At 47.7% G+C, this 13,159-nt stretch carries 26 protein-coding genes; all 26 read left to right on the forward strand.

From position 1 onward, the window contains the following. Positions 1–594, forward strand: a 594-nt coding sequence (gene rplB, locus Q0R57_RS11860; protein WP_294747889.1) for a 50S ribosomal protein L2, incomplete at its 5' end; no start/stop codon positions are given. Positions 595–618: 24 nt separating this feature from the next. Continuing rightward, complete coding sequence (gene rpsS, locus Q0R57_RS11865) at positions 619–885, forward strand: 30S ribosomal protein S19 (RefSeq protein WP_294747890.1); 267 nt, start codon at positions 619–621, stop codon at positions 883–885. Between the two features lie 47 nt (positions 886–932). Further along, complete coding sequence (gene rplV, locus Q0R57_RS11870) at positions 933–1,340, forward strand: 50S ribosomal protein L22 (protein ID WP_294747893.1); 408 nt, start codon at positions 933–935, stop codon at positions 1,338–1,340. Positions 1,341–1,344: 4 nt separating this feature from the next. Then, entirely contained in the window at positions 1,345–2,067 is a 723-nt protein-coding gene (gene rpsC, locus Q0R57_RS11875) for a 30S ribosomal protein S3 (RefSeq protein WP_294747895.1), read from the forward strand. Between the two features lie 24 nt (positions 2,068–2,091). After that, positions 2,092–2,520 (forward strand): 50S ribosomal protein L16, encoded by a 429-nt coding sequence (gene rplP / locus Q0R57_RS11880; RefSeq protein ID WP_294747897.1) that lies wholly within the window; start codon positions 2,092–2,094, stop codon positions 2,518–2,520. A 5-nt stretch (positions 2,521–2,525) separates the two neighbouring features. Then, positions 2,526–2,720, forward strand: a complete 195-nt coding sequence (rpmC, locus tag Q0R57_RS11885) for a 50S ribosomal protein L29 (RefSeq protein WP_248504071.1) — start codon at positions 2,526–2,528, stop codon at positions 2,718–2,720. 2 nt (positions 2,721–2,722) lie between these two features. Then, entirely contained in the window at positions 2,723–2,989 is a 267-nt protein-coding gene (gene rpsQ, locus Q0R57_RS11890) for a 30S ribosomal protein S17 (RefSeq protein ID WP_091960118.1), read from the forward strand. A 2-nt stretch (positions 2,990–2,991) separates the two neighbouring features. After that, the gene (gene rplN, locus Q0R57_RS11895) at positions 2,992–3,357 is read left to right on the forward strand and encodes a 50S ribosomal protein L14 (protein ID WP_237825762.1); all 366 of its coding nucleotides are present in this window, start codon (positions 2,992–2,994) and stop codon (positions 3,355–3,357) included. A gap of 20 nt (positions 3,358–3,377) precedes the next feature. After that, positions 3,378–3,695 (forward strand): 50S ribosomal protein L24, encoded by a 318-nt coding sequence (gene rplX, locus Q0R57_RS11900; protein WP_294747905.1) that lies wholly within the window; start codon positions 3,378–3,380, stop codon positions 3,693–3,695. Then, complete coding sequence (rplE, locus tag Q0R57_RS11905) at positions 3,695–4,249, forward strand: 50S ribosomal protein L5 (RefSeq protein WP_294747907.1); 555 nt, start codon at positions 3,695–3,697, stop codon at positions 4,247–4,249. The genes rplX and rplE overlap by 1 nt, the downstream gene beginning before the upstream one ends. A gap of 6 nt (positions 4,250–4,255) precedes the next feature. Next, on the forward strand, positions 4,256–4,573 hold the full coding sequence (gene rpsN / locus Q0R57_RS11910; RefSeq protein WP_294747909.1) for a 30S ribosomal protein S14: 318 nt from the start codon (positions 4,256–4,258) through the stop codon (positions 4,571–4,573). 112 nt (positions 4,574–4,685) lie between these two features. Further along, a complete protein-coding gene (gene rpsH / locus Q0R57_RS11915) occupies positions 4,686–5,081 on the forward strand; it encodes a 30S ribosomal protein S8 (RefSeq protein WP_027448985.1) in 396 nt (131 codons plus the stop codon). Between the two features lie 14 nt (positions 5,082–5,095). Then, a complete protein-coding gene (gene rplF, locus Q0R57_RS11920; RefSeq protein WP_294747913.1) occupies positions 5,096–5,665 on the forward strand; it encodes a 50S ribosomal protein L6 in 570 nt (189 codons plus the stop codon). 27 nt (positions 5,666–5,692) lie between these two features. Beyond that, positions 5,693–6,037: a 50S ribosomal protein L18 gene (gene rplR / locus Q0R57_RS11925; protein WP_294747916.1), complete on the forward strand. Its 345-nt coding sequence runs from the start codon at positions 5,693–5,695 to the stop codon at positions 6,035–6,037. 6 nt (positions 6,038–6,043) lie between these two features. Next, positions 6,044–6,556, forward strand: coding sequence for a 30S ribosomal protein S5 (gene rpsE, locus Q0R57_RS11930; protein ID WP_294747918.1), 513 nt, complete (start codon positions 6,044–6,046; stop codon positions 6,554–6,556). Between the two features lie 14 nt (positions 6,557–6,570). Next, positions 6,571–6,747 (forward strand): 50S ribosomal protein L30, encoded by a 177-nt coding sequence (rpmD, locus tag Q0R57_RS11935; RefSeq protein ID WP_294747921.1) that lies wholly within the window; start codon positions 6,571–6,573, stop codon positions 6,745–6,747. A gap of 31 nt (positions 6,748–6,778) precedes the next feature. Further along, positions 6,779–7,225 (forward strand): 50S ribosomal protein L15, encoded by a 447-nt coding sequence (rplO, locus tag Q0R57_RS11940; RefSeq protein WP_294747924.1) that lies wholly within the window; start codon positions 6,779–6,781, stop codon positions 7,223–7,225. An 8-nt stretch (positions 7,226–7,233) separates the two neighbouring features. Next, positions 7,234–8,577 (forward strand): preprotein translocase subunit SecY, encoded by a 1,344-nt coding sequence (gene secY / locus Q0R57_RS11945; RefSeq protein ID WP_294747926.1) that lies wholly within the window; start codon positions 7,234–7,236, stop codon positions 8,575–8,577. Positions 8,578–8,580: 3 nt separating this feature from the next. Further along, positions 8,581–9,366 carry a type I methionyl aminopeptidase gene (map, locus tag Q0R57_RS11950; RefSeq protein WP_294747928.1) on the forward strand — a complete coding sequence of 262 codons (786 nt, stop codon included), beginning with the start codon at positions 8,581–8,583 and terminating at the stop codon, positions 9,364–9,366. 10 nt (positions 9,367–9,376) lie between these two features. Continuing rightward, on the forward strand, positions 9,377–9,595 hold the full coding sequence (gene infA / locus Q0R57_RS11955; protein WP_091818946.1) for a translation initiation factor IF-1: 219 nt from the start codon (positions 9,377–9,379) through the stop codon (positions 9,593–9,595). Between the two features lie 14 nt (positions 9,596–9,609). Then, a complete protein-coding gene (gene rpmJ / locus Q0R57_RS11960) occupies positions 9,610–9,726 on the forward strand; it encodes a 50S ribosomal protein L36 (protein WP_009160995.1) in 117 nt (38 codons plus the stop codon). Between the two features lie 115 nt (positions 9,727–9,841). Continuing rightward, positions 9,842–10,222, forward strand: coding sequence for a 30S ribosomal protein S13 (rpsM, locus tag Q0R57_RS11965; RefSeq protein ID WP_248613220.1), 381 nt, complete (start codon positions 9,842–9,844; stop codon positions 10,220–10,222). A gap of 37 nt (positions 10,223–10,259) precedes the next feature. Next, positions 10,260–10,649 (forward strand): 30S ribosomal protein S11, encoded by a 390-nt coding sequence (gene rpsK / locus Q0R57_RS11970; protein ID WP_294747942.1) that lies wholly within the window; start codon positions 10,260–10,262, stop codon positions 10,647–10,649. 68 nt (positions 10,650–10,717) lie between these two features. Next, on the forward strand, positions 10,718–11,326 hold the full coding sequence (gene rpsD, locus Q0R57_RS11975) for a 30S ribosomal protein S4 (protein ID WP_294747945.1): 609 nt from the start codon (positions 10,718–10,720) through the stop codon (positions 11,324–11,326). Positions 11,327–11,340: 14 nt separating this feature from the next. Beyond that, positions 11,341–12,333, forward strand: coding sequence for a DNA-directed RNA polymerase subunit alpha (locus tag Q0R57_RS11980; protein ID WP_294747947.1), 993 nt, complete (start codon positions 11,341–11,343; stop codon positions 12,331–12,333). Positions 12,334–12,387: 54 nt separating this feature from the next. Further along, on the forward strand, positions 12,388–12,921 hold the full coding sequence (gene rplQ / locus Q0R57_RS11985; RefSeq protein WP_294747950.1) for a 50S ribosomal protein L17: 534 nt from the start codon (positions 12,388–12,390) through the stop codon (positions 12,919–12,921). Positions 12,922–13,159 lie beyond the last annotated feature (238 nt).

A 13,159-nucleotide genomic window follows, 5' to 3' on the forward strand; every position in this document is an offset into this window, starting at 1 on the left:
AAGACAATCGAGTATGATCCGAACCGTTCGGCTCGCATCGCTCTGCTCTTCTACGCTGATGGTGAAAAACGTTACATTATTGCTCCTAATGGACTGCAGGTTGGTGCAACTCTGATGTCTGGTGCGGATGCAGTGCCCGAGGTGGGTAATGCACTTCCGTTGGCCAACATCCCCGTGGGTACCGTTATCCACAACATTGAGATGCGTCCCGGTCAGGGTGCCAAGCTCGTTCGTTCGGCTGGTAATTTCGCTCAGTTGACTTCTCGTGAGGGTAGCTATTGTGTTATCAAGCTCCCTTCAGGCGAGACTCGTCAGATTCTCTCAGCTTGTAAGGCTACTGTAGGTAGTGTAGGTAACTCAGACCACGCTCTTGAGCAGTCTGGTAAGGCAGGTCGCAGCCGCTGGCTGGGTCAGCGCCCGCACAACCGTGGTGTCGTGATGAACCCGCATGATCACCCGATGGGTGGTGGTGAAGGACGTCAGTCTGGTGGACACCCACGCTCTCGCAAGGGTCTGTACGCTAAGGGTCTGAAGACACGCGCACCGAAGAAGCTTTCAAACAAGTACATCATTGAAAGAGCTAACAAGAAGTAATCACGAAGTTAATTAGAGTAAATTATGAGTCGTTCATTAAAGAAAGGTCCATACATCAACGTATCACTCGAGAAGAAGATTCTCGCTATGAATGAGAGTGGTAAGAAGAATGTCGTTAAGACATGGGCCAGAGCATCAATGATTTCCCCGGACTTCGTGGGACACACTGTTGCAGTTCATAACGGTAACAAGTTTATCCCTGTTTACATTACTGAGAACATGGTTGGCCACAAGCTCGGTGAGTTCGCACCCACTCGTCGCTTCGGTGGACATGCCGGTAACAAGAAGTAATGCCCCTGGGATATTAAGAATTAAGAATTAAGAATTAAGAATTAACAATGGGAGCAAGAAAACATATTAAGGCTGAAGAGAGAAAAGCAGCTCTTAAGACACAGTATTTTGCAAAGCTGAAAGGCTGTCCTTCTTCTCCGCGCAAAATGCGCTATGTCGTTGACATGATTCGCGGCATGGAGGTGAACCGCGCACTCGGTGTGCTTCGCTTCTCGAAGAAGGCTGCTGCCGCTGATGTGGAGAAACTTCTCCGCTCGGCCATCAATAACTGGGAGCAGAAGAACGAACGCAAGGCTGAGGCCGGCGAACTGTTCGTCACTCGCGTCTTTGTGGACGAGGGTGTAACCCTGAAGCGTATGCGTCCCGCCCCTCAGGGCCGTGGCTATCGCATCCGCAAGCGCAGTAACCACGTCACATTGTTTGTTGACGCTAAAACTAACGACGTAAAAGAATAATAGAATGGGACAGAAAGTAAATCCAATTAGCAACCGTCTGGGTATCGTTAGAGGTTGGGATTCAAATTGGTTCGGAGGCAAGGACTTCGGTGATAACCTGGTAGAGGATCAGAAAATCCGTAAGTACCTCAACGAGCGTCTGGCCAAGGCAAGTGTCTCGAAGATTGTCATCGAGCGCACTTTGAAGCTGGTCACCATTACTATCTGCACGGCTCGTCCGGGTATCGTCATTGGTAAAGGTGGACAGGATGTGGACAATCTGAAGGATGAGTTGAAGAAACTCTTCGACAAGGAGATTCAGATTAATATCTTTGAAGTAAAGCGTCCGGAACTCGACGCTACAATCGTTGCCACGAACATCGCTCGCCAGATTGAGGGCAAGATTGCATACCGCCGTGCTATTAAGCAGGCTGTAGCCAACACCATGCGTGCTGGTGCTGAGGGTATCAAAGTACAGATTTCCGGTCGTCTTAATGGAGCTGAGATCGCCCGTAGTGAGATGATCAAGGAAGGTCGCACACCGCTGCACACTTTCCGCGCTGACATCGATTTCTGCCAGGCAGAGGCTCTTACCAAGGTTGGCCTGCTGGGTATCAAGGTCTGGATTTGCCGTGGTGAAGTCTACGGAAAGGTTGACCTCGCACCCAACTTCGCTCAGGAGAAGCAGGGACTCCGTGGTAACGGCGGTAACAATGGTGGCCGTAAGTTCCGCAATAAGAAAAAGTAATAATTTGTAAAGTAAGAAGCTATCATGTTACAACCTAAGAGAGTAAGATATAGAAGGCCTCAGGATGGACGTGGCAACAAAGGCAACGCCCACAGAGGTACAACGCTGGCTTTCGGCTCGTTCGGCATCAAGACTATGGATGCCAAGTGGATCGACAGCCGCCAGATTGAGGCAGCCCGTGTTGCCATTAACCGTTATATGAACCGTGAGGGTCAGGTATGGATCCGCATCTTCCCCGACAAACCCATCACTCGCAAGCCTGCTGATGTCCGAATGGGTAAAGGTAAGGGTGATCCCGCAGGATGGGTTGCACCTGTAACACCTGGTCGTATCCTCTTTGAAGTGGAAGGCGTACCTTTTGAGGTAGCCAAAGAGGCTCTTCGCCTCGGCGCTCAGAAGCTGCCTGTTAAGACCAAGTTTGTTGTAAGACGTGACTACGATAAAAACGCTTAATTAGTATGAAGACGAAGGAAATTAAGGAGCTTGAGACCAAGGAACTGGCCGAGCGTTTGGAGACTGAGGTTGCCAAGTACAACCAGATGAAGTTTAATCACAACGTTACTCCGCTGGAGAATCCATCACTGATTAAGGCTGCACGTCGTGACATCGCACGCATCAAGACGGAACTCCGTCAGAGAGAACTTAACAAATAACAATGGTCCAGATGGAAACAAGAAATTTAAGAAAGACAAGACAGGGTGTCGTTATCAGCAACAAGATGGATAAAACCATTGTTATTGCCGCTAAGTTCAAGGAGAAGCACCCGATTTATGGTAAGTTCGTTCAGAAGACGAAAAAGTACCATGCACATGATGAGAAGAATGAGTGCAACGTAGGTGATACGGTACTCATTATGGAAACCCGCCCTCTGTCAAAGACAAAGCGCTGGAGATTAGTTCAAATCGTTGAAAAGGCTAAGTAATTATGATACAAGCAGAATCAAGACTTACAGTATGTGATAACAGCGGTGCACGCGAGGCTCTCTGCATCCGTGTGCTGGGTGGTACCCGCCGCCGTTATGCCAGTGTAGGCGACGTGATTGTCGTTGCTATCAAGAACGCAATCCCTACGAGTGATGTGAAAAAGGGTGCAGTGTCTAAGGCCCTGATTGTTCGCACCAAGAAGGAAATCCGTCGTGCTGATGGATCGTACATCCGCTTTGATGACAATGCCTGTGTGCTGCTGAACAATGCCGGTGAACTGCGCGGTAGCCGTATCTTCGGTCCCGTAGCCCGTGAACTGCGTGCAGTTAACATGAAGGTCGTTTCTTTGGCACCTGAGGTTCTTTAATATTAAAAAGATTTAGAGTAATGAGCAAGTTACATATCAAGAAAAATGATACCGTCATGGTCCTGGCCGGTGAGGACAAGGGTAAGACTGGTAAGGTGCTGAAGGTCTTGGTAGAGAAGGAGCGTGCCATCGTTGAGGGTATCAACATCGTCAATAAGAGCACGAAGCCCAGCGCCAAGAATCCTCAGGGTGGCTTCGAGAAGATTGAGGCTCCCATTCACATTTCTAATTTAAGTTTGATCGATCCGAAGAGCGGAAAGCCCACACGTGTTTCTATCAAGCACGAGGGTAAGAACGTTATTCGCGTTGCCAAAAAATCAGGAGAGGAGATTAAGTAATGAATACAGCACAACTGAAGAATACCTATGCCGAGCAGATTGCTCCGGCTCTGATGAAGCAGTTCAACTACAGTTCTGCTATGCAGATCCCCGTCCTGAAGAAGATCGTGGTAAACCAGGGTCTGGGCGATGCCACTCAGGACAAGAAGATCATCGAGGTGGCTATCAACGAGATTTCTGCCATCACTGGTCAGAAGGCCGTTGCTACCTATTCTAAGAAAGATATCGCCAACTTCAAGCTTCGTAAGAAGATGCCTATTGGTGTGATGGTTACCCTGCGTCGCGAACGCATGTATGAGTTCCTTGAGAAGCTCGTGCGTATTGCTCTGCCTCGTATCCGTGACTTCAAAGGTATCGAGAGCAAGTTTGACGGACGTGGCAACTACACGCTGGGCGTGCAGGAGCAGATTATCTTCCCCGAAATCAATATCGATTCAGTAGATCGCATCCAGGGTATGAACATCACCTTCGTGACAACGGCTAAGACCGACGAAGAGGGTTATGCTCTGCTCAAGGCTTTCGGTCTCCCATTCAAGAACGCTAAAAACGACTAAAGAGATATGGCAAAAGAATCAATGAAGGCCCGCGAGGTTAAGCGCGCCAAGCTCGTTGCCCGCTATGCTGAGAAACGTGCTGCTCTGAAGAAGATTATCGCTACTGCTGACGTGAACACCGAAGAGGGAGCTATGGCTGCCTATGAGGCTGCTCGCAAGCTGCAGGAGATTCCCCGCAATGCCAACCCCATCCGTCTGCACAACCGTTGCAAGATGACGGGACGTCCCAAGGGATATATGCGTCAGTTCGGTCTTTCGCGTATCCAGTTCCGTGAGATGGCATCAAACGGTTTGATCCCTGGCGTGAAGAAGGCTAGCTGGTAAGAATGTGGACGATGGGTGACAGGTTCGCCTGTGCCCGTTGGCCATTGACCGTAGAAAGAGATTTTTTATTTAATATTGTCGGGGGAGTCCCGATTAATTAAACATTTTATTTATGACAGATCCAATAGCAGATTTTCTGACGAGGTTGAGAAACGCAATCATGGCTCATCACCGTGTTGTAGAAGTACCAGCTTCAAACTTGAAGAAGGAAATTACTAAGATCCTCTTCGAGAAGGGTTATATCCTGAACTACAAGTTCATTGAGGATGGCCCTCAGGGAACTATCAAGGTTGCCTTGAAGTACGACCCTGTAACTAAAGAGAACGCAATTAAGTTCTTGAAGAGAGTGTCCACTCCCGGTTTGCGTAAGTACACCGGCTACAAGGACATGCCGAGAGTGATTAACGGACTGGGTATTGCTATCTTATCCACGTCTAAAGGTGTAATGACAGACAAAGAGGCTGCCCAGCAGAAGATTGGTGGTGAGGTTCTTTGCTACGTTTATTAATTGGAGGATAGAATATGTCAAGAATAGGAAAATTGCCAATTAGTATTCCTGCAGGTGTTACCGTGGCACAGGACAAGGACGGTGTCGTTACAGTGAAAGGCCCCAAGGGCGAACTCTCGCAGAAAGTCGACAAGTCTATCATCGTGAAAATTGAGGATGGTCACGTTACCTTTGAAGTGGACGAGAACAGCCCCGTGAATATCAAGCAGAAGCAGGCATTCCATGGTCTGTATCGCGCACTGGTCAACAACATGGTTGTGGGCGTTAGCGAAGGTTACAAGAAGGAAATGGAACTGGTCGGTGTAGGTTACCGTGTGTCAAACCAGGGCAACCTCATTGAGTTCTCGCTGGGCTATACACACCCCATCTTTATCCAGCTTCCCAAGGAAGTGAAGGTTGAGACAAAGTCTGAGCGTAACCAGAATCCCCAGATTATACTCGAGAGCGCTGACAAGCAGTTGCTTGGTCTTATCTGCGCTAAAATTCGTTCTTTCCGCAAGCCTGAGCCTTACAAAGGAAAGGGTATCTTGTTCAAGGGTGAGGTTATCCGTCGTAAGTCGGGTAAGTCAGCTTCAGCTAAGTAATTAATTAAGAATTAAGTATTCAAGATTATGACGACAAAGAAAGTAGAAAGACGAATTAAAATCAAATATAGAATTCGTAAGAGCGTGTTCGGCACTGCCGAGCGTCCTCGTATGAGCGTGTTCCGCAGCAACAAGCAGATCTACGTTCAGGTGATTAACGATTTGGAAGGTAAAACACTTGCATCTGCATCTTCGCTGGGTCTTGAGGCCATGCCGAAGATTGAGCAGGCTGCCAAAGTTGGTGAACTGATTGCTGCCAAGGCTAAGGAAGCCGGCGTAGAGTCAGTGGTCTTCGACCGTAACGGCTATCTCTATCACGGACGTGTGAAGTCACTCGCCGATGCAGCTCGTAAAGGTGGTCTTAATTTTTAAACGATTATGGCAATGAACAAAGTTAAAGTAAATAGTGACGTTGAACTGAAAGACAGACTGGTTGCCATCAACCGTGTAACTAAGGTAACCAAGGGTGGTCGCACCTTCACTTTCGCAGCCATCGTAGTTGTCGGTGACGGCAATGGCGTTATCGGCTGGGGTCTTGGTAAGGCCGGTGAAGTGACTGCAGCTATCGCTAAAGGTGTTGAGTCTGCCAAGAAGAATCTTGTAAAGGTTCCCGTGCTCAAGGGTACTATCCCTCATGAGATGGAAGCCCGCTTCGGTGGTGCCCAGGTGTTCCTGAAGCCCGCTGCTGCCGGTACCGGTCTTGTGGCTGGTGGTGCTATGCGTGCCGTGCTTGAGAGTGCAGGTATTAAGGATGTGCTGGCCAAGTCAAAGGGTTCGTCGAACCCCCACAACCTGGTGAAGGCTACTATCGCTGCCCTGGAGCAGATGCGTGATGCCTACACAGTGGCTGGTACCCGTGGAATCAGTATGGACAAAGTATTCAGAGGATAAAGGAGATATAGACTATGGCAACAATTAAGATTAAGCAGATTAAGAGTAAGATCGGTTATCCCGTTGACCAGAAGCGTACCCTCGAGGCTCTCGGCCTTCGTAAGATTGGCCAGGAGATTGAGAAGGAAGACACTCCCGCCCTCCGTGGTATGATTCGCAAGGTTCATCATCTGGTGACCGTTATTGACTAAACAGTAATCACATTTAAAACAGAATTCGATTATGAAACTGAATAATTTGAAACCTGCAGAGGGCTCTACCCACTCACGTCGTAGAATCGGTCGCGGCACAGGCTCTGGTCTGGGCGGTACCTCTACCCGTGGTCACAAGGGTGCCAAGGCTCGCTCTGGTTATAAGAGGAAGATTGGTTTTGAAGGTGGTCAGATGCCTCTGCAGCGTCGACTCCCGAAATCTGGCTTCAAGAACATTAACCACAAGGAGTACTTCGCTGTGAACCTCTCTACTCTCCAGAAGCTGGCAGAGGAGAAAGGTCTTGCCAAGATCGGCGTGGCAGAACTCGTTGCTGCTGGTCTGACCAACGGTAAGGAGCTGGTGAAGGTTCTTGCCAATGGCGAGCTCAAGACCAAGGTCGATGTAGAGGCCAATGCCTTCTCAAAGAAGGCTGAAGAAGCAATCAAAGCATTAGGTGGAAACGCAACAATAATCTAAAAACGAAAATGAAGAAGTTAATAGACACCCTCAAGAACATCTGGAAGATAGAGGACCTGCGCCAGCGCATCCTCATCACCGTTCTGTTTGTCGCAATTTACCGTTTCGGTTCAAAGATCGTGCTTCCTGGCATCGATTATAACGGACTGGACAAGTTGCAGTCTCAGACAGCTGAAGGTCTGATGTCACTTCTCGATATGTTCTCGGGTGGCGCATTTTCCCACGCATCAATTTTTGCGCTGGGTATCATGCCTTATATCTCAGCTTCTATCGTTATGCAGCTCCTCGCTGTAGCTGTACCTTATTTCCAGAAGATGCAGCGTGAGGGTGAGAGCGGCCGTAAAAAGATTAGTATGTACACGCGAGTACTGACAGTAGGTATCCTGCTGTTCCAGGCTCCGAGCTACCTCTTTAACCTTAAGTTCCAGGTTGGTCCTGCCCTTGCATCGGGCATCGACTGGCCTGTGTTCATGGTTCCCGCAACTATCATCCTTGCCGCAGGAAGTATGTTCATCCTCTGGCTGGGTGAGCGCATAACTGATAAAGGTATAGGTAATGGTGTCTCGCTGATCATTATGATTGGTATCATCGCACGTCTGCCGAACGCTTTCGTGCAGGAGGTGGGTTCTCGCTTCGCTGCTGCTACTGGCGGTGGTTTGGTGATGTTCCTCATCGAGATTATCATTCTCTATGCAGTTGTTTGCGCAGCTATTGTTTTGGTGCAGGGCGTTCGCAAGATTCCCGTACAGTATGCCAAGCGTGTTGTTGGCAACAAACAGTATGGTGGTGCACGTCAGTATATTCCGCTGAAGCTGTTCGCAGCCAATGTGATGCCTATCATCTTTGCTCAGGCATTGATGTTCATCCCTCTGGCCATTGCACAGTATGCCAATCCTCAGGATGCCAGCTGGTTTATGCGTTCAATGACCGACCACCAGAGTTGGCTGTATAATGTCATCTTTGCTATCCTGATTATTGCATTCACATACTTCTATACAGCCATTACGTTGAACCCCACTCAGATGGCTGAGGATATGAAGCGTAACAACGGATTCATTCCTGGTGTGAAGCCAGGAAAGGAGACGGCAGAATACATTGATACTGTGATGTCGCGTATCACACTGCCCGGCTCACTCTTCATTGCATTCATTGCTATCATGCCCGCCTTCGCAGGCTTGCTGGATGTGAAGCAGGAGTTTGCACAGTTCTTCGGTGGCACTTCGTTGCTGATTCTCGTTGGTGTTGTACTCGATACGCTCCAGCAGATTGAGAGTCACCTCCTGATGCGCCATTATGACGGTTTGCTCAATTCAGGACGTATTCATGGCCGTGGCGGTGTTGCTGCCTACTAAGCGATGAAGGTATTTCTGAAGACTGAGGATGAAATTGAGTTGATGCGCCAGGCTAACCAACTTGTTGGTAAAACCCTTGGCGAATTGGCAAAACATATCAAGCCTGGTGTGACGACCCTCCAGTTGGATCGTGTGGCCGATGAATTTATTCGAGACCACGGAGCAGTTCCGACTTTCAAGGGATTCCCCAATCCATATGGAGGGCCGTTTCCAGCTAGCATCTGTACTTCGGTCAACGAAGTTGTAGTGCATGGCGTTCCAAGCGAGAAGACAGTATTGAAAGACGGAGATATCATCTCTATTGATTGCGGTACGCTTCTCAACGGCTTTAACGGTGACTCTGCCTATACTTTCTGTGTCGGTGAGGTATCTGAAGAGGTCCGTAAGTTATTACAGGTAACTAGGGAATCGCTTTACAAAGGCATCGAGAATGCTGTGGCTGGAAAACACGTGGGTGATATCGGTGCTACCGTGCAAGACTATTGTGAGGCAGAAGGCTATGGTGTGGTCAGAGAGCTTACAGGTCACGGCATTGGACAAGAGATGCATGAAGATCCACCTGTTCCCAATTATGGACGTCGTGGTAACGGCATCATGTTGAAGGCAGGTATGTGTATCGCTATCGAGCCCATGATTACGATGGGCAAACGTGACATCTATTTGGGAGCAGACCGTTGGAGTGTCTGTACAAGAGACGGAAAGCCCGCTGCTCATTTCGAGCATACCATAGTTGTCCGTAAAGGTAGGTCAGAGATTTTATCATCATTTGAAGAAATAGAAGCAAACTAAAGTATAAAGCATGGCAAAACAGTCCGCTATTGAGCAGGATGGAACCATCATCGAGTCGCTCTCGAATGCAATGTTCCGCGTAGAACTGGAGAACGGTGTGCAGATTATAGCACATATTTCTGGTAAGATGAGGATGCACTACATCCGCATTCTGCCGGGAGATAAGGTCAAGGTAGAGATGAGTCCCTATGACTTGACAAAAGGAAGAATTGTTTTTCGATACAAATAAACTTATACAGAGATATGAAAACAAGAGCATCGTTGAAAAAGCGTACTCCCGACTGCAAGATCGTACGTCGCAAGGGTCGTCTGTTCGTTATCAACAAGAAGAACCCTAAGTACAAGATGCGTCAGGGCTAAAATTGTTAAATAAGCATAACAAAGTGCGGAGGTTTGAGAAAATCTTCGTACCTTTGTGCGCTTTTTAGCAGAATTTCGAAATTTAAGTATTTTATTTTATCTTTTTTATTTACAAATGGCAATAAGAATTGTTGGAGTAGATTTGCCCCAGAATAAGCGTGGCGAAATCGCATTGACCTATATCTATGGTATTGGTCGAAGTAGTTCAGCAAAGATATTGGATAAGGCAGGTGTCAGCCGCGACCTGAAGGTTAGCGAGTGGAGTGACGACCAGGCAGCCAAGATCCGTGAAATTATCGGCGCTGAATTCAAAGTAGAAGGTGATCTCCGCAGTGAGATCCAGTTGAATATCAAGCGACTGATGGATATTGGTTGCTATCGTGGAGTCCGTCATCGTAATGGTCTTCCTGTTCGCGGTCAGAGCACCAAGAACAATGCTCGTACCCGTAAAGGTAAGAAGAAGACTGTTGCAAACAAGAAGAAGGCCACGAAGTAATTCTGTTAAACATTAAAAATTAAAGATTAAAGGAATTATGGCAAAGAAAACAGTCGTTTCAAAGAAAAGGAACGTGAAGGTTACCGCCATCGGTCAGTTGCACGTTCACAGCTCTTTTAATAATATTATTGTTTCACTGGCTAATGATGAGGGTCAGGTAATCTCTTGGTCTTCAGCTGGTAAGATGGGCTTCCGTGGCTCAAAGAAGAACACTCCTTATGCTGCTCAGATGGCTGCTGAGGATTGCGCAAAGGTAGCTTTTGACCTGGGTCTCCGTAAGGTTAAGGCTTATGTGAAGGGTCCTGGTAATGGTCGTGAGTCAGCTATCCGTGCCGTGCATGGCGCAGGTATCGAGGTGACAGAGATCGTAGACGTTACGCCGCTGCCACACAATGGCTGCCGTCCCCCAAAGCGTCGCCGCGTATAATATTTATTGGCCCCACAAGTCTTTTAAGGCCTATAAGCAGTAACAAATAGAATTTATTTTTTTGAATTATGGCAAAGTATATTGGACCGAAATCTAAAATTGCACGCCGTTTTGGTGAACCCATCTTCGGCGCCGACAAAGTTTTGTCTAGGAGAAACTTCCCTCCTGGACAGCATGGCAATAACCGCCGCCGCAAGCAGTCGGAGTATGCTGTCATGCTGGCAGAGAAGCAGAAAGCCAAGTACACTTATGGAGTGCTTGAGCGCCAGTTCCGCATTATGTTTGAGAAGGCCGCTAAGGCTGAGGGTATCACCGGTGAGGTGCTGCTGCAGCTGCTGGAGAGCCGTCTTGATAACATTGTGTTCCGTCTTGGTCTGGCTCCTACCCGTGCTGCTGCACGTCAGTTGGTAGGTCACCGTCATATCGTTGTTGATGGTAAGGTGGTCAACATTCCTTCGTACTCAGTGAAGCCTGGTCAGGTAATCGGTGTTCGTGAGAAGTCAAAGTCTCTCGAAGTCATTGGTGACGCACTGGCTGGTTTCAATCACAGCAAGTACCCTTGGATTGAGTGGGACGAGTCTCAGAAGGCTGGTAAGTTCCTGCATCGTCCGGAGCGTGCCGACATCCCTGAGAGCATTAAGGAGCAGTTAATCGTTGAGTTGTACTCTAAGAACTAAAAATCATTAAATTAATGGCGATATTAGCATTTCAAAAACCCGATAAAGTGGTAATGTTGGAAGCCAACGACCGATTCGGCAAGTTCGAATTCCGTCCGTTGGAGCCGGGCTTCGGTGTAACTATCGGTAACGCCCTGCGCCGCATTCTCCTTTCATCGCTCGAGGGCTATGCTATCAATACCATTCGTATCTCTGGTGTTGAGCATGAGTTCTCATCCGTACCTGGTGTAAAGGAAGATGTAACCAACATTATCTTGAACCTGAAGCAAGTTCGGTTCAAGCAAGTAGTAGAAGAATTCGAGAACGAGAAAGTCAGTATCACGGTCGAGAATTCTACCGAATTCAAAGCCGGTGACATCGGCAAGTATCTGACTGGATTTGAAGTGTTAAATCCCGATTTGGTGATTTGTCATCTCGACTCTAAAGCTTCAATGCAGATAGATCTGACCATTAATAAGGGTCGCGGATATGTTCCCTCTGACGAGAACCGTGAGTTCTGCACAGATGTGAATGTTATTCCCATAGATTCTATCTACACTCCAATCCGCAATGTGAAGTTTGCAGTAGAGCCCTATCGTGTTGAGCAGAAGACCGACTATGATAAGCTCGTGCTTGAAGTCACAACGGATGGTTCCATTCACCCGAAAGATGCGCTGAAAGAGGCTGCCAAGATTCTCATCTATCACTTCATGCTCTTCTCTGACGAGAAGATTACCCTCGAAAACAATGACGTAGAGGGCAATCAGGAGTTCGATGAGGAAATTCTGCACATGCGTCAGCTGCTGAAGACCAAGCTCGTTGACATGAACCTCTCTGTTCGTGCCCTGAACTGTCTGAAGGCTGCCGATGTAGAGACCCTCGGTGATCTTGTGCAGTATAACAAGACCGACCTCTTGAAGTTCCGCAACTTTGGTAAGAAATCGCTCACTGAGCTTGATGATTTGCTCGAGAGTCTGAATCTGTCGTTTGGAACCGATATTTCAAAGTATAAACTGGACAAGGAATAATTATTAATTGACAATTGATAATAGGAATTGCCCAATAAAAAGTAAAAAACAAAAATGAGACACAATAAGAAATTCAACCATCTCGGTCGTACTGCATCGCATCGCGCTTCCATGCTTGCCAACATGGCCATTTCGCTGATCATGCACAAAAGAATCACTACGACCGTGGCCAAGGCAAAGGCCCTCAAGAAGTATGTTGAGCCCCTCATTACTAAGGCTAAGGAGGACTCAACCAATTCTCGTCGTGTAGTATTTAGCTACCTCCAGAACAAGGAGGTTATCAAGGAACTCTTCTCTACTGTCAGTGAGAAGGTTGGCGACCGCCCCGGTGGATACACCCGTATTATCAAGCTGGGTACCCGTCAGGGTGACGCTGCTCAGATTTGCTTTATCGAGCTCGTAGACTTCGATCCCGAAATGGCAAAGACTGAGACCAAGAAGAAGGCTACTCGTCGTTCTCGCAAGTCTACCAAGGCCGAGGCTCCTGCTCAGGAGGCTCCTAAGGCTGAGGAAGCACCTGCTGCAGAGGCTGTTGCCGAAGAGGCTGCTGAGGCTCCCGCTGCTGAAGAGGCAGCAAAGGCTGAATAAGTTTCGTTCTGAACAACGAATAATCTCTATAACGGAGCGCTTGCATCATCACCGATGCAGGCGCTTTTTATATTAGTTATTCGTTGTTTCTATTTCCTTTTTATATCTCTTGTGTTTCTTTTTTGTGTTTCTTGTGTTTTGAATTTGTGCGTTTTTTGTTTTCTTTTTGTATTCTTTAGGCCATTAAAATCCTATTTTTAGGCATGTTTTGTCCTATTTGCAACAAAAATGAAACAAA

Origin of the sequence: uncultured Prevotella sp., assembly GCF_946407605.1 — a bacterium.
GTDB lineage: Bacteria > Bacteroidota > Bacteroidia > Bacteroidales > Bacteroidaceae > Prevotella.

Excerpts from the sequence above, each read along its gene's own strand:
- rpsS (WP_294747890.1), top strand. The coding sequence starts at position 619 with ATGAGTCGTTCATTAAAGAAAGGTCCATACATCAACGTATCACTCGAG.
- rplV (WP_294747893.1), top strand. The coding sequence starts at position 933 with ATGGGAGCAAGAAAACATATTAAGGCTGAAGAGAGAAAAGCAGCTCTT.
- rpsC (WP_294747895.1), top strand. The coding sequence starts at position 1,345 with ATGGGACAGAAAGTAAATCCAATTAGCAACCGTCTGGGTATCGTTAGA.
- rplP (WP_294747897.1), top strand. The coding sequence starts at position 2,092 with ATGTTACAACCTAAGAGAGTAAGATATAGAAGGCCTCAGGATGGACGT.
- rpmC (WP_248504071.1), top strand. The coding sequence starts at position 2,526 with ATGAAGACGAAGGAAATTAAGGAGCTTGAGACCAAGGAACTGGCCGAG.
- rpsQ (WP_091960118.1), top strand. The coding sequence starts at position 2,723 with ATGGTCCAGATGGAAACAAGAAATTTAAGAAAGACAAGACAGGGTGTC.
- rplN (WP_237825762.1), top strand. The coding sequence starts at position 2,992 with ATGATACAAGCAGAATCAAGACTTACAGTATGTGATAACAGCGGTGCA.
- rplX (WP_294747905.1), top strand. The coding sequence starts at position 3,378 with ATGAGCAAGTTACATATCAAGAAAAATGATACCGTCATGGTCCTGGCC.
- rplE (WP_294747907.1), top strand. The coding sequence starts at position 3,695 with ATGAATACAGCACAACTGAAGAATACCTATGCCGAGCAGATTGCTCCG.
- rpsN (WP_294747909.1), top strand. The coding sequence starts at position 4,256 with ATGGCAAAAGAATCAATGAAGGCCCGCGAGGTTAAGCGCGCCAAGCTC.
- rpsH (WP_027448985.1), top strand. The coding sequence starts at position 4,686 with ATGACAGATCCAATAGCAGATTTTCTGACGAGGTTGAGAAACGCAATC.
- rplF (WP_294747913.1), top strand. The coding sequence starts at position 5,096 with ATGTCAAGAATAGGAAAATTGCCAATTAGTATTCCTGCAGGTGTTACC.
- rplR (WP_294747916.1), top strand. The coding sequence starts at position 5,693 with ATGACGACAAAGAAAGTAGAAAGACGAATTAAAATCAAATATAGAATT.
- rpsE (WP_294747918.1), top strand. The coding sequence starts at position 6,044 with ATGGCAATGAACAAAGTTAAAGTAAATAGTGACGTTGAACTGAAAGAC.
- rpmD (WP_294747921.1), top strand. The coding sequence starts at position 6,571 with ATGGCAACAATTAAGATTAAGCAGATTAAGAGTAAGATCGGTTATCCC.
- rplO (WP_294747924.1), top strand. The coding sequence starts at position 6,779 with ATGAAACTGAATAATTTGAAACCTGCAGAGGGCTCTACCCACTCACGT.
- secY (WP_294747926.1), top strand. The coding sequence starts at position 7,234 with ATGAAGAAGTTAATAGACACCCTCAAGAACATCTGGAAGATAGAGGAC.
- map (WP_294747928.1), top strand. The coding sequence starts at position 8,581 with ATGAAGGTATTTCTGAAGACTGAGGATGAAATTGAGTTGATGCGCCAG.
- infA (WP_091818946.1), top strand. The coding sequence starts at position 9,377 with ATGGCAAAACAGTCCGCTATTGAGCAGGATGGAACCATCATCGAGTCG.
- rpmJ (WP_009160995.1), top strand. The coding sequence starts at position 9,610 with ATGAAAACAAGAGCATCGTTGAAAAAGCGTACTCCCGACTGCAAGATC.
- rpsM (WP_248613220.1), top strand. The coding sequence starts at position 9,842 with ATGGCAATAAGAATTGTTGGAGTAGATTTGCCCCAGAATAAGCGTGGC.
- rpsK (WP_294747942.1), top strand. The coding sequence starts at position 10,260 with ATGGCAAAGAAAACAGTCGTTTCAAAGAAAAGGAACGTGAAGGTTACC.
- rpsD (WP_294747945.1), top strand. The coding sequence starts at position 10,718 with ATGGCAAAGTATATTGGACCGAAATCTAAAATTGCACGCCGTTTTGGT.
- Q0R57_RS11980 (WP_294747947.1), top strand. The coding sequence starts at position 11,341 with ATGGCGATATTAGCATTTCAAAAACCCGATAAAGTGGTAATGTTGGAA.
- rplQ (WP_294747950.1), top strand. The coding sequence starts at position 12,388 with ATGAGACACAATAAGAAATTCAACCATCTCGGTCGTACTGCATCGCAT.